Origin of the sequence: Streptomyces sp. NBC_00012 (assembly GCF_045040875.1) — a bacterium.
GTDB lineage: Bacteria > Actinomycetota > Actinomycetes > Streptomycetales > Streptomycetaceae > Streptomyces.
Genome location: NZ_CP108309.1, coordinates 4,957,750 through 4,981,269, shown reverse-complemented (window position 1 = coordinate 4,981,269; position 23,520 = coordinate 4,957,750). Strand labels below are relative to the sequence as shown.

23 protein-coding genes are annotated in these 23,520 nt (G+C 71.0%); 13 read left to right on the top strand and 10 right to left on the bottom strand.

Going from position 1 to position 23,520, the window contains the following annotated elements; translation table 11 throughout:
• Nucleotides 1-62 precede the first annotated feature (62 nt).
• Nucleotides 63-1,568: a helix-turn-helix domain-containing protein gene (locus OHA19_RS22920; RefSeq protein ID WP_405751375.1), complete on the bottom strand. Its 1,506-nt coding sequence runs from the start codon at nt 1,566-1,568 to the stop codon at nt 63-65.
• A gap of 312 nt (nt 1,569-1,880) precedes the next feature.
• Between OHA19_RS22920 and OHA19_RS22915 the strand changes: the two genes are divergently transcribed.
• Nucleotides 1,881-2,603 carry a DUF4232 domain-containing protein gene (locus tag OHA19_RS22915; RefSeq protein ID WP_405751372.1) on the top strand — a complete coding sequence of 241 codons (723 nt, stop codon included), beginning with the start codon at nt 1,881-1,883 and terminating at the stop codon, nt 2,601-2,603.
• 59 nt (nt 2,604-2,662) lie between these two features.
• On the opposite strand, the gene OHA19_RS22910 is transcribed toward OHA19_RS22915, so the two are convergent.
• On the bottom strand, nt 2,663-3,280 hold the full coding sequence (locus tag OHA19_RS22910) for a GNAT family N-acetyltransferase (protein WP_405751370.1): 618 nt from the start codon (nt 3,278-3,280) through the stop codon (nt 2,663-2,665).
• Nucleotides 3,281-3,455: 175 nt separating this feature from the next.
• Here OHA19_RS22910 and OHA19_RS22905 point away from each other — a divergent pair, with 175 nt between their 5' ends.
• From OHA19_RS22905 to OHA19_RS22865, 9 genes are all read left to right on the top strand, one after another.
• On the top strand, nt 3,456-4,259 hold the full coding sequence (locus tag OHA19_RS22905) for a HEAT repeat domain-containing protein (RefSeq protein ID WP_405751367.1): 804 nt from the start codon (nt 3,456-3,458) through the stop codon (nt 4,257-4,259).
• Between the two features lie 246 nt (nt 4,260-4,505).
• Nucleotides 4,506-4,868, top strand: coding sequence for a hypothetical protein (locus OHA19_RS22900; protein WP_405751365.1), 363 nt, complete (start codon nt 4,506-4,508; stop codon nt 4,866-4,868).
• Entirely contained in the window at nt 4,865-5,116 is a 252-nt protein-coding gene (locus OHA19_RS22895; protein WP_405751362.1) for a DUF397 domain-containing protein, read from the top strand. Before OHA19_RS22900 ends, OHA19_RS22895 begins: the two co-directional genes overlap by 4 nt.
• A 28-nt stretch (nt 5,117-5,144) precedes the next feature.
• On the top strand, nt 5,145-5,807 hold the full coding sequence (locus OHA19_RS22890) for a maltokinase N-terminal cap-like domain-containing protein (RefSeq protein WP_405751359.1): 663 nt from the start codon (nt 5,145-5,147) through the stop codon (nt 5,805-5,807).
• A gap of 62 nt (nt 5,808-5,869) precedes the next feature.
• Complete coding sequence (locus OHA19_RS22885) at nt 5,870-6,661, top strand: DUF4253 domain-containing protein (protein ID WP_405713828.1); 792 nt, start codon at nt 5,870-5,872, stop codon at nt 6,659-6,661.
• Nucleotides 6,662-6,746: 85 nt separating this feature from the next.
• Nucleotides 6,747-7,136: a hypothetical protein gene (locus tag OHA19_RS22880; protein WP_405751356.1), complete on the top strand. Its 390-nt coding sequence runs from the start codon at nt 6,747-6,749 to the stop codon at nt 7,134-7,136.
• 25 nt (nt 7,137-7,161) lie between these two features.
• A complete protein-coding gene (locus OHA19_RS22875; protein ID WP_405751353.1) occupies nt 7,162-7,638 on the top strand; it encodes a hypothetical protein in 477 nt (158 codons plus the stop codon).
• Nucleotides 7,639-7,835: 197 nt separating this feature from the next.
• Nucleotides 7,836-9,806: a transglycosylase domain-containing protein gene (locus OHA19_RS22870; protein ID WP_405713834.1), complete on the top strand. Its 1,971-nt coding sequence runs from the start codon at nt 7,836-7,838 to the stop codon at nt 9,804-9,806.
• A 231-nt stretch (nt 9,807-10,037) separates the two neighbouring features.
• Nucleotides 10,038-11,318, top strand: coding sequence for a choice-of-anchor A family protein (locus tag OHA19_RS22865; protein ID WP_405713836.1), 1,281 nt, complete (start codon nt 10,038-10,040; stop codon nt 11,316-11,318).
• 89 nt (nt 11,319-11,407) lie between these two features.
• Here the strand turns inward: OHA19_RS22865 and OHA19_RS22860 are convergent, their stop codons facing one another.
• The 7 genes from OHA19_RS22860 to OHA19_RS22830 form a co-directional block, all read right to left on the bottom strand.
• Entirely contained in the window at nt 11,408-11,938 is a 531-nt protein-coding gene (locus tag OHA19_RS22860) for a hypothetical protein (protein WP_405751351.1), read from the bottom strand.
• Nucleotides 11,939-12,097: 159 nt separating this feature from the next.
• Nucleotides 12,098-13,096, bottom strand: coding sequence for a porphobilinogen synthase (gene hemB, locus OHA19_RS22855; protein ID WP_405713839.1), 999 nt, complete (start codon nt 13,094-13,096; stop codon nt 12,098-12,100).
• Between the two features lie 125 nt (nt 13,097-13,221).
• Nucleotides 13,222-14,892, bottom strand: a complete 1,671-nt coding sequence (locus OHA19_RS22850; protein WP_405713841.1) for a uroporphyrinogen-III synthase — start codon at nt 14,890-14,892, stop codon at nt 13,222-13,224.
• Nucleotides 14,889-15,875 carry a hydroxymethylbilane synthase gene (gene hemC, locus OHA19_RS22845; RefSeq protein WP_405713843.1) on the bottom strand — a complete coding sequence of 329 codons (987 nt, stop codon included), beginning with the start codon at nt 15,873-15,875 and terminating at the stop codon, nt 14,889-14,891. The genes OHA19_RS22850 and hemC overlap by 4 nt, the downstream gene beginning before the upstream one ends.
• Entirely contained in the window at nt 15,872-17,368 is a 1,497-nt protein-coding gene (locus OHA19_RS22840) for a glutamyl-tRNA reductase (RefSeq protein ID WP_405713845.1), read from the bottom strand. The genes hemC and OHA19_RS22840 overlap by 4 nt, the downstream gene beginning before the upstream one ends.
• A complete protein-coding gene (locus tag OHA19_RS22835) occupies nt 17,365-18,132 on the bottom strand; it encodes a redox-sensing transcriptional repressor Rex (RefSeq protein WP_405751348.1) in 768 nt (255 codons plus the stop codon). The genes OHA19_RS22840 and OHA19_RS22835 overlap by 4 nt, the downstream gene beginning before the upstream one ends.
• A 272-nt stretch (nt 18,133-18,404) precedes the next feature.
• On the bottom strand, nt 18,405-18,680 hold the full coding sequence (locus OHA19_RS22830) for a glutaredoxin family protein (RefSeq protein ID WP_405751346.1): 276 nt from the start codon (nt 18,678-18,680) through the stop codon (nt 18,405-18,407).
• Between the two features lie 147 nt (nt 18,681-18,827).
• Here OHA19_RS22830 and OHA19_RS22825 point away from each other — a divergent pair, with 147 nt between their 5' ends.
• From OHA19_RS22825 to OHA19_RS22815, 3 genes are all read left to right on the top strand, one after another.
• Nucleotides 18,828-19,781 (top strand): HAD family hydrolase, encoded by a 954-nt coding sequence (locus tag OHA19_RS22825; RefSeq protein ID WP_405713851.1) that lies wholly within the window; start codon nt 18,828-18,830, stop codon nt 19,779-19,781.
• Nucleotides 19,782-20,171: 390 nt separating this feature from the next.
• Nucleotides 20,172-20,948 carry an ECF subfamily RNA polymerase sigma factor, BldN family gene (locus OHA19_RS22820; RefSeq protein ID WP_351265330.1) on the top strand — a complete coding sequence of 259 codons (777 nt, stop codon included), beginning with the start codon at nt 20,172-20,174 and terminating at the stop codon, nt 20,946-20,948.
• A gap of 221 nt (nt 20,949-21,169) precedes the next feature.
• Nucleotides 21,170-22,360 carry a DUF5667 domain-containing protein gene (locus tag OHA19_RS22815; protein WP_405713854.1) on the top strand — a complete coding sequence of 397 codons (1,191 nt, stop codon included), beginning with the start codon at nt 21,170-21,172 and terminating at the stop codon, nt 22,358-22,360.
• 88 nt (nt 22,361-22,448) lie between these two features.
• Here the strand turns inward: OHA19_RS22815 and OHA19_RS22810 are convergent, their stop codons facing one another.
• Nucleotides 22,449-23,510: a lysophospholipid acyltransferase family protein gene (locus OHA19_RS22810; protein ID WP_405751344.1), complete on the bottom strand. Its 1,062-nt coding sequence runs from the start codon at nt 23,508-23,510 to the stop codon at nt 22,449-22,451.
• Nucleotides 23,511-23,520: the final 10 nt, after the last annotated feature.

Here is a 23,520-nt window from a genome sequence, read left to right as displayed (position 1 = left end):
GACCGGGACGCCGGTCAGTCAGTCCGTACGCACCGGCCCGGTGGCCGTGGCCACGAGGGACGCTAGTCCCACTCCTTGGTCACCCACTGGGCCGTGTCGTACCGGTACATGTACTTCGGCCGCGCCTGGATGCTGCTGGTACGGAACGGCTTCCCGCCGTCGTCGATGCGCAGCGTCCCCTTCCGGCCGCCGCTGTTCCAGTCCAGCTCCAGGTACCAGCTGACGTCGTACCCTTCGACATGGGCCTTGAGGTCGAACACCTCCACGTCGGTGGAGGACACCTGGAACGGGAAGTTCTTCGGCGGCACCCGCACGTCCCCCTGCTGCCCCGCCACCGGGATGAGGGCCGGCTGGCTGTCGTCGAGGTCGATGTCGAAGGACTGCGGGGTGATGCCGCTCCCGCAGCCCTCGCCCATCGAGTACGCCGACCACGCCAGCGGTGCCTTCCGGGACAGCGTCCGCACATGCAGTCCGCTCAGCACTACGGCCTGTCCCGACTTCCCCTGCACGGTCAGTTCGAGCTGCATACTGCCGCCGTCCACTCCGCCGAGCGCCCTGGCCCAGCCCCGGGTGTCCTGCGGCGAGGGCGGCGGAGGCACGTCCTCCGGCTTCTGGTCCAGGACGTAGTGCTGGCCGCAGGGCTCTTCCCAGTTGTACGAGCTGATGGTGGCGGCCAGCGGCACGCCCCCGCTCTGCTGCCCACCCGACCCGGCTCCCGTGCCGCGCTTCCCGGACGTGGCGGCGGCGCCGCCGGACGGCGGGGACGAGACGGTCGCCGAGCCGGACGGTAAGGGTTTGCCCGACTTCTTCGCCCCGCCGGGCGAGGCGGTGACGCTCGGGGCGCCGGGCCGGACGCGCGCGGCCCCGTCCGGGTCCTTCGCGTCCACGGCGGGGACGTTGCTGAGGTCGTCCTTGTCCGTACCCGACAGATTGCTGACGACGATCGAGGTCGGCACGGTCAGCGCGACCACGGCGACGGCCGCGAGCAGCACCCGCGCCCGCGCAGAGGCCAGGAACCGCCGGGGCCGTCCCGCCCGACCGGCCGGGCTCGCGGGTTCGGGCGTGAGCTCGGACGCGTCGCCACCATCCCCGGCCTCGGCCCCGGTCCCGGCACCGGCCTCGGAGCCACGAACCGCCTCCGGACCCGAGCCGGAAACCATGTCCGAAACTCCGTCCCGCACCGGCTCCGCAGGAGCAGGAGCAGGATCGGGAACGGGAACGGGAACGGAAGCAGGAGCAGCATCGGAAGCAGGAGCAGCACCGGGAGCAGGAACACCGGCAGGAGCCGGAGCCGGGGCAGGAGCCGCCGCGGCAGGGCGCCGCCGGGCCGCATCCGCCACGATCCACCGCCGGTGCAGCTCCACCAGCTCTTCCGGAGTCGCCGCGCACAACCGCGCCAGGCGTTCCACCGGGGCGTACTCGTTCGGCACGGCGTCACCGTTGCAGTACCGGTGGAGCGTCGACGTGCTGACGTGCAGTCTCCCGGCGAGAACCCCGTAGCTGCGTCCCGAACGGTCCTTCAGTTCCTTCAGCAGAGCCGCGAACTCCACGGCCTCCGGCGTCGCCACTGCAGCGTTCCCCCTCCTGGTCCGTCCCGGAACACCGTTCCAGGGACGTGGAATCTGCCCAGGTCACAGTACGCGCAGCCATTCCAGCATCCCCAATGGGCTGTTCGGCGTTGCGGCCGGAATCCAACGCCCCGCAAGCTGTGGACACACCGCAGCGACCACCGGGACAACGCAGTGCGAATCCACTTCCGCATCGAGCTCGTCGATGCCGTGGCCATCGGAGTGGTGATCGTGTCCACCGCGATCGTCATGGTCCTGATCTGCCACAACTGACCGAACGACATCACCGGCCCACACACGGGGAGTACCACCATGCGCAACCACATCCGCACCACCGCCCTCGCCGCGACCGCCCTCCTGGCCGCCCTCTCGCTCACCGCTTGCAGCGGCGACGACACCGGGAACGACGGCAAGGCGGGCGCGGCGGCTCCGGCGGCGAGCTCCACCACCACCCCCGACACGGGCAAGGACGCCGGGAAGACCGACGGCGACAAGACGGACGGCGACAAGGCCGACGCCCCCGCCGAGAACGTCTCCACCGCGTCCAAGGGCTCCACCGGCGGCAGCAAGGGCGGGAAGAGCGACGCCGGCACCACCGGAAGCGGCAGCAAGTCCCCCGTCACGTGCACCGGCTCGAACACCAAGGTCACCGTCACCAAGGTGAGCCGCCCCATCAACCACCTGCTGCTCACCGCGACCAACACCGGTTCCGGCCCCTGCTACGCCTACCACGCCCCGGCGCTCCGGTTCGACGACGCCCAGGCTGCCTTCCCGGTCCTCCGCGACAGCATCCCGCAGGCCGTGGTCACCCTTGAGCCGGGCCAGTCCGCCTACGCCTCGATCGGGCTGTCCGGTGAGCCCGACGGACAGGAACTGCACAAGGGCACCCACCTCGCGGTGTACTTCACCGGCAAGGCCAACCAGGGCTCCACGGGCGCCGCGGCCGAGCTGACGCTCCCCGCCGGCACCTCCTGGGGCGACAACGGCTTCGTCACCTATTGGCAGAGCGAGATGTCGGACGCCCTCACGTACTGACCCGGTACTCCGATCGACCCGCCGGCACACCCGGCGGGTCGATCGACGTCCGACGGTCCTCAGACGCCGTCCGGCGTACGGGGAGCGCGCCGCATGGCCCACAGCTTCGGTCCGCCGCCCGGCAGTTCCGCCTCGCCGAGCACGGTGAAGCCGAAGTGCTCGTAGAAGGGCAGGTTGTCCGGCTTGGAGGACTCCAGGTAGACGGGCAGGCCCGCCGCGTCGGCCTTGGCCAGGCCCGAGCGCAGCAGTGCGGCTCCGTGCCCCTGCCCACGCGCGGCCGGGTCCGCGCCGACCACCGCCAGGTACCAGTGCGGCTCCTTCGGACCGTGCTCGGCCGCCGCCTGTACGGCCTCGCGGAACAACGGAGCCCGGTCGCCGAGGATGTCCTCCAGCTCCTGGACGGTCTCCGCGTCGGGAACGGCCTTCTCCTGGCCCTCCGGCGACACCCAGAAGGCGGCCGCCGCCCCGGTGCGCTCGCACACACCGTGCCGGACGTACTGCCGGGTGAAGATCGTGCTGAAGTAGCGGGCCATTCCCTCCTCGCGGGAGGAGCCCTCGGGGAAGAACCAACGCATCATCGGGTCGTCGTCAAAAGCACTGGCCAGCATGCGGCCGATCTGCTCAGCATCGTCGACCATTGCCGTTTTCGGGGTGTTCGTCATCGACATACGACCCATTCTGCACTCTTGATGATCAAGGACGATCGGCGGGCGGCCCATTGCTCGATCCAGGCAACCATGGGGCTCGGCGCTGTACGTGGGGGCCCCGGGAAAGAACCGGTACCCGGCCGGTCGTGGACCCGGAACCCGGCCGCCTCGTCCGGCCGCGCACGTCCTCGTTAGCATCGCCTGCATGGCGATGTTCGTGCACCTGACACCCGCGGCAAACGCTGCACGCGTCCGCCGCTCCGGAATACGGGCCATCAGCCACGGCCGCGACGACTCATTGCCACGGGGCCTCTACTGCTTCCCCGTACTCCCCTCGTACACCCTCACCCACCAGTGGCTGCGCGAGCTGTCCAGGCGCAGCGGCCCGCGCGGACTCGTCGCCGTGCACATACGCCTGCCGGACGACGAGTCCGTCACCGTGGGCCGCTACCACCGCGACCCCGCGACCGTCACGGCCGCCGAGGCCGTCCGCCGTGTCGCCGCCATGGACGACCCGCGCGGCTGGGAGGTGTTCGTCCCCCGGACGGTCACCAAGCGCGAGGTGCACCGCATCCGCGCGGTCAGCCAGGTCACCGGCTGGCGGTACTTCCCCGACTCCAACGGCAGGGCTCCCTGCACCTGCTTCGGTTGCCGGGTGCGCGGCGAGTACGGATCGCAGCGCCTGCGGCAACGCCGCCCGCACCCCCTCGACGGCCCCGCCCCCGCGAGTTCCGTCCTCCTCCGCCGGATCGCCGCGGCGGGCAGCCCCGGCGACCCCGACCAACTCGTCCAGGCCCTGCACTGGTTCGGAATGCGCCGACGCGGGCCGGCCGAGCAACTGGCCCACCTCGCGGACCACCCGGACCCGAAGGTCCGCCGGGCCCTTGTGTGGGCCATCGAGAACTGGCCGTCCCGTGGCGTCACGGAACTCCTCCACCGTCTCTCCCAGGATCCGGACGCGACGGTTCGCGAGGCCGCCGAATGGACCCCGCCCGAGCCCCGGTCCTGACCCCATGCGCACCCGTACAGATTTCTTGTACGGGCCGTACGCGCGTCACTCGGGCGCACACGTGGCACGAACGGCTGGACACCAAAGGTGCGCTGAAGGCGGCAGTGGCGCAGATGCCGGAGATCGACCTGATCCCGGCGTGGGCGGAGGAGTACTTGGACCTGGAACAGGAGGCGCTGGCGCTTTCCTGGTACGACAACCAGGTCGTACCGGGGTCTCCTCCAGACTGGAGGCTACGCCGAGGCGGTGTTCCGCAACCGGGTCCCGGCCTTCAGCGCGGAAAAGGTGGCGATCCAGACGGAGGCGCGCCTGGAACGCCAGGAGATCCTCCACCGGCCGTCTCCCCCCGACCATCAGCTTCGTCGTCTGGGAGCCGGTCCTGATGCTCCAACTCCTCGACGACGAGGGGCATGCGGAACAACTGCGCAGCCTGCGCACATGCGCCGGACTTCCAGCGCGTCAACTACTCCGAGACACAACGCGGCAGCCTGCTCGTCTCCACCCCCGACGAGATCAGCATCCTCTCCCAGATATGCGATGCTGCGAGCCCAGGCCCTCAGCCCCGAGGCCACCGTGGGCCTGCTGGATCGTCTGCTGGGAGAGCAATGAGCACCGCACTTGAGTGGTTCAAGTCCAGCTACAGCGGCGACGAGGGCGGGCAGTGCCTCGAAGTCGCCTACGAATGGCGCAAGTCGACCTACAGCGGCGACGAAGGCGGCGCCTGCGTCGAGATCGCCGCCCACACCGCCGCCATCCACATCCGCGACTCCAAGAACCCCGGCGGCCCCGTGCTCACCGTCGCCCCCACCACCTGGTCGGCCTTCGCCGGCTTCGCCGCCGACCGGCAGATCGGCTGAACCCACCCGCAGGAGGAACTCCACCACCATGGCTGTCATCCACCACACCACCCTGACGCCCACCAAGCTGGAACTCCTCACCACCTGGCTGCCGAAGCAGCCCTGGTACCGCGACACGGGACAGCAGCCCGAGCTGGCCAGGACCGGCGGGTTCCGGCTGGACGACCCGGATGGCGAGGTCGGGATCGAGTTCATGGTGGCCACCGACACGTCGGGGGCCGAACCGGTCACGTACCACGTGCCGTTCAGCTACCGGGGAGCCCCGGTCGCGGGCGCCGACGAAGCACTCATGGGCACCACCGAGCACGGGGTGCTGGGACAGCGCTGGGTGTACGACGGAACGCGTGACCCGGTCGTCGTCGCCCAGCTGTTCGCCCTGCTCCTCGGCGCGGCCGAGCCGCAGATGCAGAGTACGAGCGACACCCCCGACCCGTCCGTGACCGGCTGGTTCGCGGAGGCCGGGACCAAGGCGGAGATCGCCGCCACGACCGTGACCGACGACCCTCAGGGCACGGACGTCGTCGTGGAGACGGCCGCCGGCGGACGCCGCCTGTGCCTGCACATCAACCGCGTCCTCCACCACGGCCGGGGCGCCGAGGAGCAGGCGATCGGCCATGTCACCGCGAACGCTCCGCTGCCCGACGGCACCACCGCGCGCACCGCGTTCGTCGTCGTACACGCGGCTCCGTAGCCGAGGCCCGGGCCACTGGCGGCGGACCGCCGTTGTCAGTGGCCGCGCCTAGAGTCGTAGTCATGGCGACGCTCCCGAATCCGCTCCCGTCCCTGGCCACGTCAGGGCTCCAACTCCCGCCCGGCACACTGGTGGACGACACCATCGACGGCACCTGGCACGAGCCGTTGCTCTGGTGCGCCGACGAGCCCGCGTCCCACGGCACCTGGCGCACGCTGCGCGCGGCCGGACGGTCGGTCGGGCTGCTTCCCGTGCTGATAGACGGCGGCAGACGCGACGAGTGGCCCGAGGACTGGGACCTGACCCCGGACAGCATGTCGTACCCCGGCGACCACGACGCCGAGGAGGTGCTCAGCGAGTACTGGGAGGACTGCGCGCCCGAGGAGCTCGACGCCGCCGAGGGCGAGTGGCCGGGCCTGGCCCCCGTCCCGGCCGCCGAGGGACAGGACACCCCCGACGACCTGGCGGCCGCGATCGCCGAGGAGTGCGTCGGCCCGGACGGCTGGTACCCCGGCTCGCGGATGGCGCTCGTCCCGGCCCGGCGCAGCGCCGACATACCGGCGGCGATCGGCTGGTCGGGCCCGCTCAACTTCGAGGAGGACACGGCCCGGCTCTCTGCCGTGCTCCGCTCCTGGGAGGACCGCTTCGGCATACGGGTCGTGGTGCTGGGCTTCGACACCCTGACGGTCTCGGTCGGGCGGCCGCCCACCACCCTCGCGGAGGCACGGGCGGTCGCCGCCGAGCACTTCGCGTTCTGCCCGGACAACATCAACCAGAACCCGCCGTACGACCTGGACATCTACGCGGAGAAGGCGGTGCTGGGGCAGGAGACCTGGTCGTTCTGGTGGGACTGAGCCGACTCAGAGGCGAGAGGCTCCAGGGGTCCCGTAGGTACGGCAACTCATGTGCCGTACCGGGGCCTCGGGTTGAATCGCACGCATGCCCGACAACATCACGGACGACACCCCCGGCACCCCCGAAAGCCCGGAAGGCTCCGGCAGCCCGGACAGCCCCCGGCACACCTGGGTCGCCTCGCTGATCTCCACGGTCGTCACACTCCCGCTCGCGTTCTTCGCCCTCGTGTACAGCATGCTCTCGCCCATGGCCTGCGACTCCTGCTCGGACGCGGATGCCGACCGCTTCGACGCCGGCTTCGGTCCGGCCTGGACGGTCTCCTGCTGCGGCCTGCTGCTGTCCCTGGTCATCCTGGTGGCGAGCTGGGTGTGCACCAGGCGCAGGCCACCGGCCGCGATCGGCCTCGCCGTGGCCGCACCCGCCACCGTGTTCTTCACCTGGGTCGCCTTCATGACCCTGATCAACTGGCCCTGAGCCTTCCAGCGGAGGAGCACCGCCCATGAACCCCGAGCCGGCGCCGGACGACGCCGCCCGCGCCACCCGCGCCGACCGCCTCGCCCGCCTCGCCCGCCTCGTCGAGGAGTTCCACGCCCTGCCCGCCACGAGCGACCGCAGGCGCGAGATCGTCGCGCGACTGGACGACGACTGCGGCAACGCCGACGTGGTGGCCTTCCTCACCACCGTCGTCGCCGACCCGCAGGAGTACGACCTCGCCCGCACCGAGGCGGCCACGCTCCTGCGCCTGTGGCCCCCGGCCGACCTCGACCTGCGCCACCGCGCGGGCAGAGCGCTGCTGGCGGCGCTGAACGACCCCGAGGAGGATCTGGTGCGCCAGTACGCGGCGATGGCGCTCGGCCCCTACGCCTCGGGCGACCCGGCGGTCACCGAGGCCCTGATCGCCGCCGGAGGTTCCGAGGAGGACCCCATCGTCCAGGCCTGCGCGAGGTCCGCCCTGAAAGAGGCGGGCAACACCTGAGCGGGCCCGGGGCCCGCCCCCGGTCACCACACCGGCCGACAAAGTCGGGTATCACGGACCGTTCATCCGGAAAGGCCGTCCGATACGAGTGCACCACTCACTCCGGATGGGCCCCGAGACAACCTGATCGCGATCCGGAACGTCTTCTCTCACAATCCCGCGCCATCGGTACGGGACGGTGAACGAGGAGCTTGAGCATGGCCCGAAGCCCCATCCGCGCGATACGCCCGATCCGCGCGCTCCGCCATCGCGGACTCGGTATCGACTACCCCCGCCGGGGGAAACGTACTTGGCGTCGCTGGGTCCCTTCGTGGCGGCAGATGCTGAGCGGGGTCATGCTCGGACTCGTCGCGCTGGCAGGCCTGTTCGCCGTGGTGTACGCGTCGGTCGACATCCCGGACGAGAACGACGAGGCGCGCAAGCAGGGCACCGTCTACTACTGGGCGGACGGGAGCCAGTTGGTGAGCGTGGGCGCGGTCAACCGGCAGAACGTCACGCTCGCCGACATACCCCGTTCGGTGGAGAACGCGGTCATCGCCGCCGAGAACGAGACCTTCTACTCCGACCCGGGGGTATCGGCGACGGGGATCGCCCGCGCGGCCGTAAGCATCGTCGCGGGCGGTGAGACGCAGGGCGGCTCCACCATCACCCAGCAGTACGTGAAGAACACCTATCTCAGCCAGGAGCAGTCGGCCACCCGGAAGTTCAAGGAATTCTTCATCTCGCTGAAGCTGAGCAACAAGCAGAGCAAGAAGGAGATCCTCCAGGGGTATCTGAACACCAGTTGGTTCGGCCGCGGCGCCTACGGCATCCAGGCAGCGGCGAACGCGTACTACGGAATCCCCGCGAAGGACCTCGACCCCAGCCAGGCGGCGCTGCTCGCGTCCCTGCTCAAGGGGGCGGAGCAGTACGACCCCGCGGGCGGCAAGGGCAACCACGAACGCGCCGTCGACCGCTGGGAGTGGATCCTCGACCGGCAGGTGGAGATCGGCACGATGACGAAGGCCGAGCGGGCCGCGTACCAGAAGTTCCCCGAGCCGAAGCCTGCCGCCAAGCCGACCAGCCTCGGCGGCCAGACCGGCTATCTCGTCGACATCGCCAACAAGTACATCAAGAAGCGTTCGGGCCTCACCGACAAGGACCTCTTCCGGGGCGGATACCGGGTGCACACCACCTTCGACAAGGCCAGGGTGGGGCAGCTGGAACGGGCCGTGCGCAGCGTGCGCAGGCGCGACCTCGCCCCCGAGAAGCGCCCTGAGGACAAGTACGTCGAGGTCGGCGCCGCATCCGTGCGGTCCGACGGGGCCGTGGTCGCGGTGTACGGCGGAACCGACGCGGTCACCCACTTCGCCAACAACGCCGACACCGCGGGCGTCCCCGTCGGCTCGGCCTTCAAGCCCTTCGTGCTGGCCGCGGCCCTTCAGCACGGCGACGGGATCACCCTGGACAGCGGCTACGACAGTGGGGGGCGGCTGCTCAAGGACGGCCCGTACGCGGTACCCGCCGCCCCGTCGGGTGCCGGCCCGGCGATGGTCACGCCACCGACACCGCTGCGCGATGCGCTGATCAAGTCGTCCAACGCCACCTTCGTGATGCTCGGCAAGGACATCGGGCTGGAGAAGGTGAAGGAACTGGCGGTATCGGCCGGGCTGCACGAGGAGAGCCTGGCCCGCCTGGACAAGTCCTTCCCCCTCGGCACCTCCACACCGAGCGCGGTCCGGATGGCGGACGCGTACACCGCCTTCAGCAACGAGGGCATGAGGGCCGATCCCTACTCGGTGACCAGGATGACCCGGGACGGCGAGGCGGTCGAGGGCTTCGGGAAGCCCGAGCCGCGGCGCGCGATGGACGCCTCGGTGGCCAACGATGTGAACAACACCCTGGGGATGGCGGCCTGGACGCGGCTGGGTCGGGACGGGAAGTCCGGCACGTTCACCAGGAACATGGCCGCCGACGACCTCTCGGCGGGCGGGACCGGCGAGGACGACCGGATGAAGTCGGCGTGGTTCATCGGCCACACCGAAGGGCTGACCACGGCCGTCACGATGTTCCGCAACAAGCCTGGCACCCCTCAACTGCTGGGATTGCAGGGTGTGGGCGGCCCCGATTCGGAGCGCGGCAATGTCTTCCCGCTCCGGATCTGGAACGCCTACGTCACGGGGAAGTAGGCCCACGGGCCGGAGGGCCGACAACGGCGTGGGCCAAGGACCGACAGCGACATGGGGCCGGAACCGACAACCGGACAGAGCGGCACACCGACGACCGGACAGAGCGCGCTCTGACGACCGGACAGAGCAGCACTCTGCGCATTGGTCTTGACCAATCTCCTATTGTGTGAAGAACATGGCCGAAGCCGCCACGGAATCTTCACAAGCACCTCCGCTGGAGAAACACGCCCCATGCGCATATCCGCAACCGCCGCCGCCGCGTCCGCAGTGCTCGGCGGAGCCCTCGTCCTCGGCCTCACGGCCGTCCCGGCCGCTCAGGCCACGCCCGCCTCCGACGCGGCGGGCTGCACCACCGACGCCTTCGGGATCGCCGGAAAGTACGGCGAGTTCGTCCTCGGTGACGACGTCCACACCCCAGATGCGGAAGGCGCGGTGGCCGTAGGTGGCAACGCCGACTTCCGCGGCGGCTTCAGCGCCGCCAACGAGCTGACGGCCGCGGAGGTCGACGCCCTGCCCGGCCGGGCGTCGCTCGTCGTCCGCGGCGACCTGCTCAACGGCAGTTCGGTCACCGCGGTGATGAAGGGCAACGCGGTCGTCGGCGGCAAGGTCAGCGACCGCGCCCTCGAAATGAACTCCGGCACCTTCAGCGAGAACGCCGATCTGATCGACTTCGACGCCGAGTTCGGCAAACTCCGCGCCTACTCCTCCGCGCTGGCGAAGGCACCCGCGACCACCGGCACCGAAGTGGAACTGACGGGCAGCAAGCTCACCCTGGAGGGCGGGAACACCACCCGCAACATCTTCCAGGTGACGGCCGGCCAGCTGGAGAAGGCCAGGGACATCTACCTCAAGGTCCCCGCCGGCGCCACCGCGGTCGTCAACGTCAGCGGCACGACGTACGACATGGCCAAGGCCGGCACCACCGGCTTCTTCCTCTCCGGCGGCCAGGACTACGTACTGGACGACAAGCTCCAGAGCGCCTCCGACGGCAAGGTCCGCGCCCGTCTGCTGTGGAACTTCCCCGAGGCCACCACCGTCACCAAGAGCAGCCAGGCCGCCTGGCCCGGCAGCGTGCTGGCCCCCAGGGCGCACCTGGAGCTGGGCACCGGCGCCCCGGTCAACGGCTCGGTGTGGGTCGCCTCGCTGCACGGCTCGGGCGGCGCGGAGACGCACCACTTCCCCTTCACCGGCTGCCTCCCGGAGACCGGCGAGACCTCGCCGCCGACCACGCCGACCCCGGGCAACACCCCCGGGACCACCCCGCCGGTGACCGGCACCCCGTCCACTCCGGCGACCACGCCGCCGGCGAGCGGAACCCCGTCCACCAACCCGTCCGAGTCCGCACCGGCCACCCCGGCCCCGTCGCAGAGCACGGCGCCCGGCGGCAAGGACGGCGACCTGGCCTCGACCGGCGGCAGGGGCACCATCCCCCTGGTCATCGGCACCGCCGCGGTCCTCGCCGCGGGCACCGGCCTGGTCGTGGTGGCCCGCCGCCGCTCCAAGCGGGCCTGACGACCGGCAGGACAAGCCCGCGCGGTGAATGGAACAGGGGCAGGCCCAGCAGGGCCTGCCCCGAAGTCCAGACCTGGCAACGGCAGACCCTAAGGCCCCACCCACCCCCGCAGCAGTTCCTCCCGCTCCGTCCCCCGAGGCGACCCGCCCTCCCACGTGCGGCCCCACTCCGACATCGCCGCCAGCGTCGTGGCCATCGTCGCGGCGCCCTCCGTGAGGCGGGTCAGCAGGGCGCGGGAGAGGTCGACCTCTGTCTGGGGGTAGCCGGCGGCCGCGGCCGCGTAGGCCGACAACTCGCTGTCGGCCCCGGACGACTCCACGCGCAGCGTCACCATCGGCGGGGCCGCGACCGACCGGCCCAGCCCCTGTGGCAGAGCCAGGTCCATCACCGCGCCCAGAGCCATGTCCTTGACCACGCCGACCCGCCGCCCCAGGGACTTCACGGGGACACCCAGCACCGTCAGGGCGCGCACGTCCTCCCACAGGTGGAGGCCGGACTGCCCGTCGCCGAGGCCCACCACACCCTCGAGGGTCAGGCGCACCCCCGGAGCCAGACCGGACGGCTTCGCGCCCACGTACACATCGCCCTCGGTGATCCAGAACAGGCCCACCATGGCCATGAGTTGCTCACTTCTCCCGATGACGGCACCGCCGCCATGCCGTCACACGTCGAACGATCAGGTCGCCCTGCGCAACACGCGCGGGAGCCGGGAAGTTCCTGCTTCCCGGCTCCCGCACACACTTCTCACATGATCCGCCGAACAGGCCCCCAGGCGCCCTCAGGCGCGGCCCAGCCGCTGCGCGACCTCCGTCGCCCAGTACGTCAGGATCATCTGCGCACCCGCGCGCCGGATCCCGGTCAGGCTCTCCATGATCGCCGCGTCCCGGTCGATCCAGCCCTTCTCCGCCGCGGCCTCGATCATCGCGAACTCACCGCTGATCTGGTACGCGGCGACCGGCACGTCCACCGAGTCGGCGACCTTCGCGAGGATGTCGAGGTACGGACCGGCCGGCTTCACCATGACCATGTCGGCGCCCTCCTCGAGGTCGAGCGCCAGCTCGCGCAGCGACTCGCGGGCGTTCGCCGGGTCCTGCTGGTACGTCCTGCGGTCGCCCTTGAGCGAGGAGCCGACCGCCTCGCGGAACGGCCCGTAGAACGCCGAGGCGTACTTCACGGTGTAGGCGAGGATCGAGACGTCCTCGTGGCCCGTCTGGTCGAGCGCGTCGCGGACGACACCGACCTGGCCGTCCATCATGCCGCTGGGGCCCACCACATGGGCGCCCGCGTCGGCCTGGACCTGGGCCATCTCGGCGTACCGCTCCAGCGTCGCGTCGTTGTCGACCCGGCCGTCCTCGGTCAGCACACCGCAGTGGCCGTGGTCGGTGTACTCGTCCAGGCACAGGTCGGACATGACGACGAGATCGTCACCGACCTCCGCGCGCACCGCGCGCAGCCCCGCCTGGAGGATGCCGTCCGGGTCGGTGCCCGCCGTGCCCCGGCCGTCCTTCTTCTCGTCCGTGGGAACACCGAAGAGCATGATCCCGGAAACCCCGGCCGACACCGCGTCGACGGCGGCCTTCCGCAGGGTGTCCAGGGTGTGCTGCTGCACGCCGGGCATGGTCGAGATGGCGACCGGGGCGTCGATGCCCTCGCGCACGAACGCGGGCAGGATCAGATTCGCCGCATCGAGCCGTGTCTCGGCGACCATCCGCCGCATCGTCGGGGTCGTCCGCAGCCGCCGGGGGCGGGAGCCGGGGAAGTTTCCGTACACAGTCATCCTTCGAGATTAGACCCGTACACATCAGCGTCTTACCGACACCCGTGCCGGAAAAAGACAGCGGAAACGGGCAGGGGCCCGGCCGCCGTGGCAACCGGACCCCTCACACCCTCCGACCGCGCGGATCAGGTCGTCGTACGACGCCGCCGCGCGCCGGGACGCCGCTCGCTCGGCCGCGTCACCGGATCGCCGGCCTCCTTCGCCGCCTCCCGGCGCCGCTCACCGAACTCGGCGAGGGCCTCGGCCAGCTTGTGCACCGACGGCTCCGGGGAGAGGACGTCGACCCGCAGGCCGTGCTCCTCGGCGGTCTTCGCCGTCGCCGGGCCGATACACGCGATCACCGTCACGTTGTGCGGCTTGCCCGCGATGCCGACCAGATTCCGCACGGTCGACGACGAGGTGAAGAGCACCGCGTCGAAGCCGCCGCCCTTGATCGCCTCGCGGGTGTCGGCGGGCGGCGGCGAGGCGCGGACCGTGCGGTACGCGGTGACGTCGTCGACCTCCCAGCCGAGCTCGATGAGCCCGGCCACCAGCGTCTCGGTGGCGATGTCGGCGCGCGGCAGGAAGACCCGGTCGATCGGGTCGAAGACCGGGTCGTACGGCGGCCAGTCCTCCAGCAGACCGGCGGCGGACTGCTCACCGGACGGCACCAGGTCCGGCTTCACACCGAAGTCGACGAGCGCGGCGGCGGTCTGCTCGCCCACGGCCGCGACCTTGATCCCGGCGAAGGCACGGGCGTCGAGCCCGTACTCCTCGAACTTCTCCCGGACGGCCTTCACCGCGTTGACGCTGGTGAAGGCGATCCACTCGTAACGGCCCGTGACCAGACCCTTGACCGCGCGCTCCATCTGCTGGGGCGTACGGGGCGGCTCGACGGCGATCGTCGGGACCTCGTGCGGCACGGCACCGTAGGAACGAAGCTGGTCGGAGAGCGAAGCGGACTGCTCCTTGGTGCGCGGCACGAGCACCTTCCAGCCGAACAGCGGCTTGGACTCGAACCACGCGAGCTGGTCGCGCTGTGCTGCGGAGCTGCGCTCACCGACCACGGCTATGACGGGCCGGTGGCCCTCCGGGGAGGGCAGCACCTTCGCCTGTTTCAGGACCTGGGCGATCGTCCCGAGGGTCGCCGTCCAGGTGCGCTGGCGGGTCGTCGTACCGGCGGCCGTCACGGTCAGCGGGGTGTCGGGCTTGCGGCCCGCCGAGACCAGCTCACCGGCGGCCGCGGCCACCGAGTCGAGCGTCGTCGAGATGACGGCCGTGGCATCGCTCGCGCCGACCTCGGTCCAGCAGCGGTCGGACGCGGTACGGGCGTCGACGAACCTGACGTCCGCGCCCTGCGCGTCACGCAGCGGCACACCGGCGTACGCGGGCACACCCACAACGTTGGCAACACCCGGCACGACCTCGAAGGGTATGCCGGCGGCGGCGCAGGCGAGCATCTCGGCCCCCGCGTTCCCGTCCAGTCCCGGGTCGCCCGAGACGGCACGGACGACCCGCCTGCCGCCCTTCACCGCCTCCATGACAAGATTGGCCGCGTCCCTGAGAACGGGAACACCGGCGGCTGCTGACTGCGCGTCAACAACCGTCAGCTCAGCTGTGCTTACGCTTGCCCGCGCATGGCAGCGAACGACGCCGAGGACGTCCGGCTCGGCGACAAGGACGTCCGCGCTCGCAAGCGCCTCGACGGCGCGCAGAGTCAGCAGTCCCGGGTCGCCGGGACCGGCGCCGAGGAAGGTGACGTGCCCTTGTGCGGACAGGGCCGGAAAGTCGGATGCGGCGGGGCCGGTGGGGCTCAAAGTGCTCGCTCCCCCATAAGACCGGCCGCACCCTTGGCAAGCATCTCGGCCGCGAGCTCGCGACCGAGGGCAGCCGCGTCGTCCTGCGACGTGGGAACGGGACCGGTGGTGGACATCTGCACCAGCGAGGAACCGTCGGTGGAACCGACGACACCGCGCAGGCGCAGTTCGTTGACAGCCTGTCCGTCGACCAGGAGGTCGGCCAGCGCACCCACAGGTGCGGAGCAACCGGCCTCCAGGGCGGCGAGCAGGGCACGCTCGGCGGTCACGGCGGCCCGGGTGTACGGGTCGTCGAGCTCGGCGAGCGCGGCGGCGAGGTCGGCGCTGGTCTCAGCGCACTCGATCGCCAGTGCTCCCTGACCGGGAGCGGGCAGGACGGTGTCGACCGACAGGAAGTCGGTCACCTCACCGCTCCGGCCGAGGCGGCTGAGTCCGGCCGCGGCGAGTACCACCGCGTCCAGCTCACCGCTCCGGACAAATCCGATACGCGTATCGACGTTGCCCCGGATCGGCACGGTCTCGATGTCGAGGCCGTGGTCACGGGCGTACGCGTTGAGCTGCGCCATGCGGCGCGGCGAGCCGGTACCGATGCGGGCACCGGACGGCAGCTGCCCGAAGGTCAGCCCATCCCGCGCCACCAGCGCGTCGCGCGGGTCCTCGCGCACCGGCACGGCGGCCAGCACGAGGCCCTCGGGCTGCGCGGTCGGCAGGTCCTTGAGCGAGTGGACGGCGAAGTCCACCTCACCGCGCAGCAGCGCCTCACGCAGCGCCGCGACGAACACACCGGTGCCGCCGATCTGCGCGAGGTGCTCCCGGGAGATGTCGCCGTACGTGGTGATCTCGACGAGCTCGACGGCGCGCCCGGTCACCTCGCTGACCGCTTCGGCCACCATGCCGGACTGCGCCATGGCGAGCTTGCTGCGGCGGGTGCCCAGCCTCAGCGGCTTGTCGGCCCCCGCGACCGGGGTTGAGTTGTCGGTCATGACCGCCCTCGATTCGGGTCGTTCAGGTCTGCCCGGGAGACGGCTGCGACCGTCTGCGGGTCGAGGTCGAAGAGTTCCCGCAGCGCATCGGCGTACCCGGCGCCGCCGGGCTCGCTGGCGAGCTGCTTGACCCGCACGGTGGGCGCGTGCAGGAGCTTGTCGACGACGCGGCGCACGGTCTGCGAGATCTCGGCGCGCTGCTTCTCGTCCAGGTCGGGGAGGCGCCCGTCGAGCCGCGCGATCTCGCCCGCGACCACTCCGGCGGCCATCGTGCGCAGCGCGACGACGGTCGGGGTGATGTGGGCGGCGCGCTGAGCGGCGCCGAAGGCGGCGACCTCGTCGGAGACGATGGTGCGCACCTGGTCCACATCGGCGGCCATCGGGGCGTCCGCGGACGCCTCGGCGAGCGACTCGATGTCGACGAGGCGCACCCCGTCGAGCCGGGCCGCCCCGCCGTCGATGTCGCGCGGCATGGCGAGGTCGAGCAGGGCCAGGCGTACGGGGCCGGCGCCCTGGGCGGGCACGGTGGCCCGGTGGGCCGCCCGGCGCACCGCACCGGCGCTGCCGTTCTCCACCCAGGCGGCATGCCGGTCGGCGTCGGCCGGGGCGGGCACCGAGGGCGTGGCGGCGGGCGTCTCGAAGGCGTCGTCGACGTCCAGGCCGAGCGCGGCGGCGACGGCCTCGGCGGTCAGCACGAGACCGGTCGCACCGGTGCAGGAGACTACGACATCGGCACGTGTCAGTTCGTCGCGGACCGCGGCCATCTCCACGGCACGGGCGGCCACGCCGGTGCCGGAGGGCTGGACCAGGATCTCGACGAGCCGGTCGGCGCGGGCCCGGGTCCGGTTGGCGACGACGATCTCGGCGACACCGGTACGGGCCAGGGTGGCGGCGGCGAGCGAGGACATCGAGCCCGCGCCGATCACCAGGGCGCGCTTGCCCGCGGCCCAGCCGGCGACGTCCGCACCGGCCGCGAGCTGCTCCAGGCCGAAGGTGACGAGCGACTGCCCGGCCCGGTCGATCCCGGTCTCGCTGTGGGCCCGCTTGCCGACCCGCAGGGCCTGCTGGAACAGGTCGTTCAGCAGCCGTCCCGCGGTGTGGAGCTCCTGCCCCAGCGCCAGCGCGTCCTTGATCTGGCCGAGGATCTGGCCCTCGCCGACGACCATCGAGTCCAGCCCGCACGCCACCGAGAAGAGGTGGTGGACGGCCCGGTCCTCGTAGTGCACATAGAGATACGGAGTGAGCTCGTCCAGGCCGACGCCGCTGTGCTGGGCGAGGAGCGTGGACAGCTCGGCGACGCCCGCGTGGAACTTGTCCACGTCGGCGTACAGCTCGATGCGGTTGCAGGTGGCCAGCACCGCGGCCTCGACCGCGGGCTCCGCGGCGAGCGTGTCCTGGAGCAGCTTGGCCTGCGCCTCGGCGGACAGCGAGGCCCGCTCCAGCACGGAGACCGGGGCGCTGCGGTGGCTCAGTCCTACGACAAGGAGACTCATGCCGGCATCACGGCGGGCATGTCCCCGTCGGGTCCCTTCCGTCCGGTGGAGGCCGAGCGCACCGGGGGCGCGGCCGGGTCCGGGCTGCTCCCGGCGGTGTCCTCGCCGGCCTTGCGCTGCTCGTGGAAGGCCAGGATCTGGAGCTCGATGGAGAGGTCGACCTTGCGGACGTCGACGCCGTCGGGAACGGACAGCACGGTCGGCGCGAAGTTCAGGATGGAGGTGACGCCCGCGGCGACGAGCCGGTCGCAGACCTGCTGCGCGGCACCGGCCGGGGTCGAGATGACACCGATCGACACGCCGTTGTCGCCGACGATCTGCTCCAGTTCGTCGGCGTGCTGGACGGGAATGCCCGCGACCGGCGTTCCGGCCATCGCGGGGTCGGCGTCGATCAGCGCGGCAACCCGGAAACCGCGGGAGGCGAAGCCGCCGTAGTTGGCGAGCGCGGCGCCGAGGTTACCGATGCCGACGATCACGACGGGCCAGTCCTGGGTGAGCCCGAGTTCGCGGGAGATCTGGTACACGAGATACTCGACGTCGTAGCCGACACCACGCGTGCCGTACGAGCCGAGGTAGCTGAAGTCCTTGCGCAGCTTGGCGGAGTTGACCCCCGCCGCCGCGGCGAGTTCCTCGGACGAGACCGTGGGTACCGAGCGCTCGGAGAGCGCGGTCAGTGCGCGCAGATACAGCGGAAGTCGGGCGACGGTGGCCTCGGGAATTCCTCGGCTACGGGTCGCCGGTCGGTGAGTTCGGCCAGTTGCCACGGTGCTCCTGCGGGATGAGCGGGGCTGCAGGCGGCCGTAGTTCCCAGGACCGCCCCGTCGAATGCAGGCTATGTCTTTGTGAACACGTGCACAAAGATAGTGTCCGTTTTGTCCGGTCAAAGTGACCGGGGTCACGCACATTCGTCGCGCGATCCCGGAACCAAGGATCGCATCAGCCCGTTGCAGGCCCGAAGGGGGCAAAGCGGCACACACTCCTCACAGCCACTCCCCCGAGAGCACTCAAAACGCCCACGATGGTAACCGGCTTTCGCTCATGAGCGCAGTGCCGCGCGCAGCCTCGCGGGATCCACCCGCCAGAACGTGTGCCGTTCGTCATCGATCAGCACCACCGGAATCTGCTCCCAGTACTCCCGGTACAGCTCCTCGTCCACGGTGATGTCCTTCTCCTCCCAGGACGCGCCGGTCTCCTCACACACCTCCCGCACCACCTGCCTCGCGTCGTCACAGAGGTGACACCCGGGCTTCCCGACCAGGGTCACCACACGTTCCGCGGGCTTCTTCTTCGTACGTCGCAGCAAGGCACTCATGCCTTCATTCTGCGCCCGGAGAAGACCTGTTCCGCCCCTGCTCCGGTACGCCCGGAATCACCCGTTCAACAGATCGGCGGCAGAGAGTTCACGCCGCGACATCCCAGCAGGTCGGGAAGGGCCGAACCGACTGGCTATGCTCACGACATGGCCGCTCTTGGATGGCTCACACCCCGTAGGCGCCCCGCGACAGCACGGAGCGTGCTGGCCGGCGAGGCAGCAGCTGAGGCAGCGCGGAAATCCACCCTCCCCGACGATCAGTCCCCCGGCACCGAGCAGGACGCAGCCGCGAAGGCTGACGCCGAGGAGGCGCCCTTCCCCGTCGTCGGCGACGAACGGGCCGCCGCCTTCTTCGACCTGGACAACACCGTGATGCAGGGCGCGGCGATCTTCCACTTCGGCCGTGGCCTGTACAAGCGGAAGTTCTTCCAGCGCCGCGAGCTGACCAGGTTCGCCTGGCAGCAAGCCTGGTTCAGGCTGGCGGGCGTCGAGGACCCGGAACACATGCAGGACGCCCGCGACAGCGCCCTGTCCATCGTCAAGGGGCACCGGGTCTCGGAGCTGATGTCCATCGGCGAGGAGATCTACGACGAGTACATGGCCGACCGCATCTGGCCCGGCACCCGGGCACTCGCCCAGGCCCACCTCGACGCCGGGCAGCGCGTCTGGCTGGTCACCGCGGCCCCGGTGGAGACCGCCACGATCATCGCCCGCCGACTCGGCCTGACCGGCGCGCTCGGCACGGTCGCCGAATCCGTCGGCGGGGTCTACACCGGCCGCCTGGTCGGCGAGCCGCTGCACGGCCCCGCGAAGGCCGAGGCGGTCCGCGCCCTGGCCGCCGCCGAGGGCCTGGACCTCGACCGCTGCGCGGCGTACAGCGATTCGCACAACGACATCCCGATGCTGTCCCTGGTCGGGCACCCGTACGCGATCAACCCGGACGCCAAGCTCCGCAGACACGCCCGCGCGCTCGACTGGCGGCTGCGGGACTACCGGACGGGCCGCAAGGCGGCCAAGGTCGGCATCCCGGCCGCGGCCGGCGTGGGTGCGATCGCGGGCGGAACCGCCGCCGCCGTCGCCCTGCACCGCCGCCGCCGCTGACGCGTCCCCGACCCGCCCTGCGCCGCCGCCGGCATCCCCGACCCGCCCGGCCCCTTCGCGGGCCGGGCGAGCCACGCCCGGCCCGCGCGGCCGATCGGAAGCCCTTACCCACCGACCGCTCCGGCCAGTCGCATTGCTTGCACACGACCACAACCCGTCGCGCCGACAGGCAGATAGCGAAGTAATTCGATCAACAAACGGTCACGATGTGCTACTTAATGCGTCGCTTAGTCGCCGCAGAAGCGACGTAATCGATGATTTGAGCAACTGGGTGTAGCACTGCCTGTACGAAGCGTTATTCTCCTCAGACGCATTCCGGAACCCACCACTCACTACGACGAGTGACGGTTTCGCACTGAACGTGATGGAAGCTCTGCCTCTGGGAGTCCCGTGTACCCACACGTCGGGGTTGACGCCTCGGGCCTGGCTACGCTGCGCGCAACGGTCGCCGACCGCTTGCGCGGCTTCGTCCCCACCGCGTACGCCGTACCCGCATTTGCCACCCCTGCACCTGCCGGCCCCTGCTATGCCCTGGCCGAACGCAGTGCGGCGGTCGGAAGACGCAGCAACCGCGGCGCAACGACCACGTCCACCGTCCGTCGGCCGACCGCCGACAGCGACAGCGCGCGCATGATGGATCTCGTCGAGCGCGCGCAGGCCGGCGAGGCCGACGCCTTCGGTCGCCTCTACGACCAGTACAGCGACACCGTCTACCGCTACATCTACTACCGCGTGGGCGGCAAGGCGACGGCGGAGGATCTCACGAGCGAGACCTTCCTGCGCGCCCTGCGCCGCATCTCCACCTTCACCTGGCAGGGCCGCGACTTCGGCGCCTGGCTGGTCACCATCGCCCGCAACCTGGTGGCCGACCACTTCAAGTCCAGCCGCTTCCGGCTGGAAGTGACCACCGGCGAAATGCTCGACGCCAACGAGGTCGAGCGCAGCCCCGAGGACTCCGTCCTGGAGTCCCTCTCCAACGCCGCGCTCCTCCAGGCCGTGCGGCGGCTCAACCCGCAGCAGCAGGAGTGCGTGACCCTGCGATTCCTGCAGGGCCTCTCGGTCGCCGAGACCGCCCGGGTCATGGGCAAGAACGAGGGCGCGATCAAGACGCTTCAATACCGCGCCGTCCGCACGCTGGCCCGGCTCCTCCCGGACGATGCCCGCTGACGACACCCCCGGCCGAGTCACTCTCGGCGCCCCCCTCACGCGCTGGTCCGATCATCCTTCGTGCGTAACCCAAGTGCCGCGCCCCTCGTTGTGCCGGTTGCAGGCCCCCTGTCGTCACCCCATGTCCGCCGACACTCACTCATTCGTGTGGAAGCGCTCAAGGTGTGCAACCTTCCGGACCCCAGGGGAGTCGACCGTCATGACGAGAGGAGGTGCCGCCAGTGATCGCAAACGTTTCGGCACACCGGCGGGCGAACGCCTTCGCCCAGGCCCTGGAGGAGCAGTCGCTCCGCGCTGCGGCGGCCGCACAGCCCGAGGAACCGGCCGAAGAGGCCGACCACGGACCGCTGTTGGCCCTGGCGAACGGCCTCGGTGAAGTACCGAGGCCGGAGTTGGATCCCGAGGTCAAAGTGGTGCAGCGAGCCCAGCTCGTCGCCGCCATGGAGGCAATGTTCACCGAGGGCGGCGCGTCCGCGGGCCCTACGGTGCCCGAACAGCGGGCCAAGGGAGCCCACCGGGCCTCCCCGCTCCGGAAGTTGCGTCCGCGTTCACGCTGGACGAAGGGCCTCGCGGCCGGCGGGCTCACCGTCGGTGTGGCGGCGGGCGCCTTCGGCGGAGTGGCCGCTGCCAGTTCCGACGCCCTGCCGGGTGATTCGCTGTACGGGCTCAAGCGCGGCATGGAGGACCTCCAGCTCGGCATGGCCAGCGGCGACGCCGACCGCGGCGAGGCCTACCTCGACCAGGCGTCCACCCGGCTCAGCGAGGCCCGTCGGCTGATGGAGCGCGCGCGCTCCGGCGACCTGGACCACGAACAGCTCGGCGAGGTCAGGCGCACGCTCAACGGCATGACGCACGACGCCAGCGAGGGCCACCGCCTGCTCCACTCCGCCTACCAGCGCAACGGCGCCATCGGCCCCATCCAGACCCTGGACTCCTTCTCCCGCTCGCACCGCGACAGCTGGAGCAGCCTCCGCGACCGGCTGCCCGTGCAGCTGACGGACGTCGGCGACCAGGTCAGCTCGGTCTTCGACGCCATAGACCAAGAGGTCCAACCGCTCCAGTCATTGCTGCCCCGCACCCCGGACAGCAGCGGCAACGCCCAGCGGTCGGACACCGCGGAGCAGACACGCCCCTCGCACACGGCCCCCTCCGCGCCCACGTCGCCGGAAGCCTCCCGGGGCCGTACGGGCGACAGCGCCTCGCCCCACCCGTCGGGATCCGGCAGTGCCTCGTCCGAGGGCCTGATCGGCGGCGGCACGGACGGCCTGTTCGGCACCCCGCCCCCCGGCACCGTCCCGTCCGGCGACGGCCGGGTCAGCACCCCGCCCACCCCGGACGTGACCCTCCCGCCGCTCCTCCCCGGCCTCCTCCCGGGCCTGGGGATCAACGGCGAGGACCTGAAGAACGACTAGCGCCACCTCATACGCGAAAGGGGGGACGGACTCGTCGAGTCCGTCCCCCCTTTCGCGTGCCGGCACGCCCCCGCGTACCGGCACGCCCTCAGAAGAACACCGACCTCCGCTGCACCAGCAGCTTGTACAGCGTGTGCTGAATCTGTTCCCGCACCTGATCCGTCAGGTTGAACATCAGCATCGGATCCTCCGCCGCCTCCACCGGATACCCGCTCGTGGAGATCGGTTCCCCGAACTGGATCGTCCACTTCGTCGGCAGCGGCACCGCCCCGAGCGGCCCCAGCCACGGGAACGTCGGCGTGATCGGGAAGTACGGGAAGCCCAACAGCCGCGCCAGCGTCTTCGAGTTGCCGATCATCGGGTAGATCTCCTCCGCCCCCACGATCGAGCACGGAATGATCGGCACCCCGGCCCGCAGCGCCGTGGACACGAAGCCGCCCCGCCCGAAGCGCTGCAACTTGTACCGCTCCCCGAACGGCTTCCCGATGCCCTTGAACCCCTCGGGCATCACCCCGACGACCTCGCCCCGCCGCAGCAGCCGCTCCGCGTCCTCCGCGCAGGCCAGCGTGTGCCCGGCCTTGCGGGCCAGCTCGTTCACCACCGGCAGCATGAACACGAGATCGGCGGCGAGCAGCCGCAGATGCCGGCCCGCCGGATGGTTGTCGTGCACGGCGACCTGGAGCATCAGCCCGTCCAGCGGCAGCGTCCCCGAATGGTTGGACACGATCAGCGCGCCGCCCTCGGAGGGGATGTTCTCGACGCCCTTCACCTCGACCCGGAAGTACTTCTCGTACACCGGCCGCAGCATCGACATCAGGACCTGATCGGTCAGCTCCTCGTCATAGCCGAACTCGTCGACGTCGTACTCACCCGTGACCCGCCGTCGCAGGAACGCGAGCCCGCCGGCGATCCGCCGGTCCCAGCCGCCGCCGTCCCGCTCCAGGGGCTGCTGCCCGGCCCGCTGGGGCTCCTCCGGCGGCTTCGAGGCGTCCTGCTGTCCGGGCAGGGCGCTCACGGCCGCGGTCCCCACCATGGAGGCCGCAGTGGGCCCCCGGCCCCCGCCCCCCGCGGGCCGGCGCCGTGCGGCGCGCGCTGAACCGCCCGTCCGTGAACGGTCGTCGTCGAACGGAATGACCTTGGCATCCGCCATCGTCGGTGCG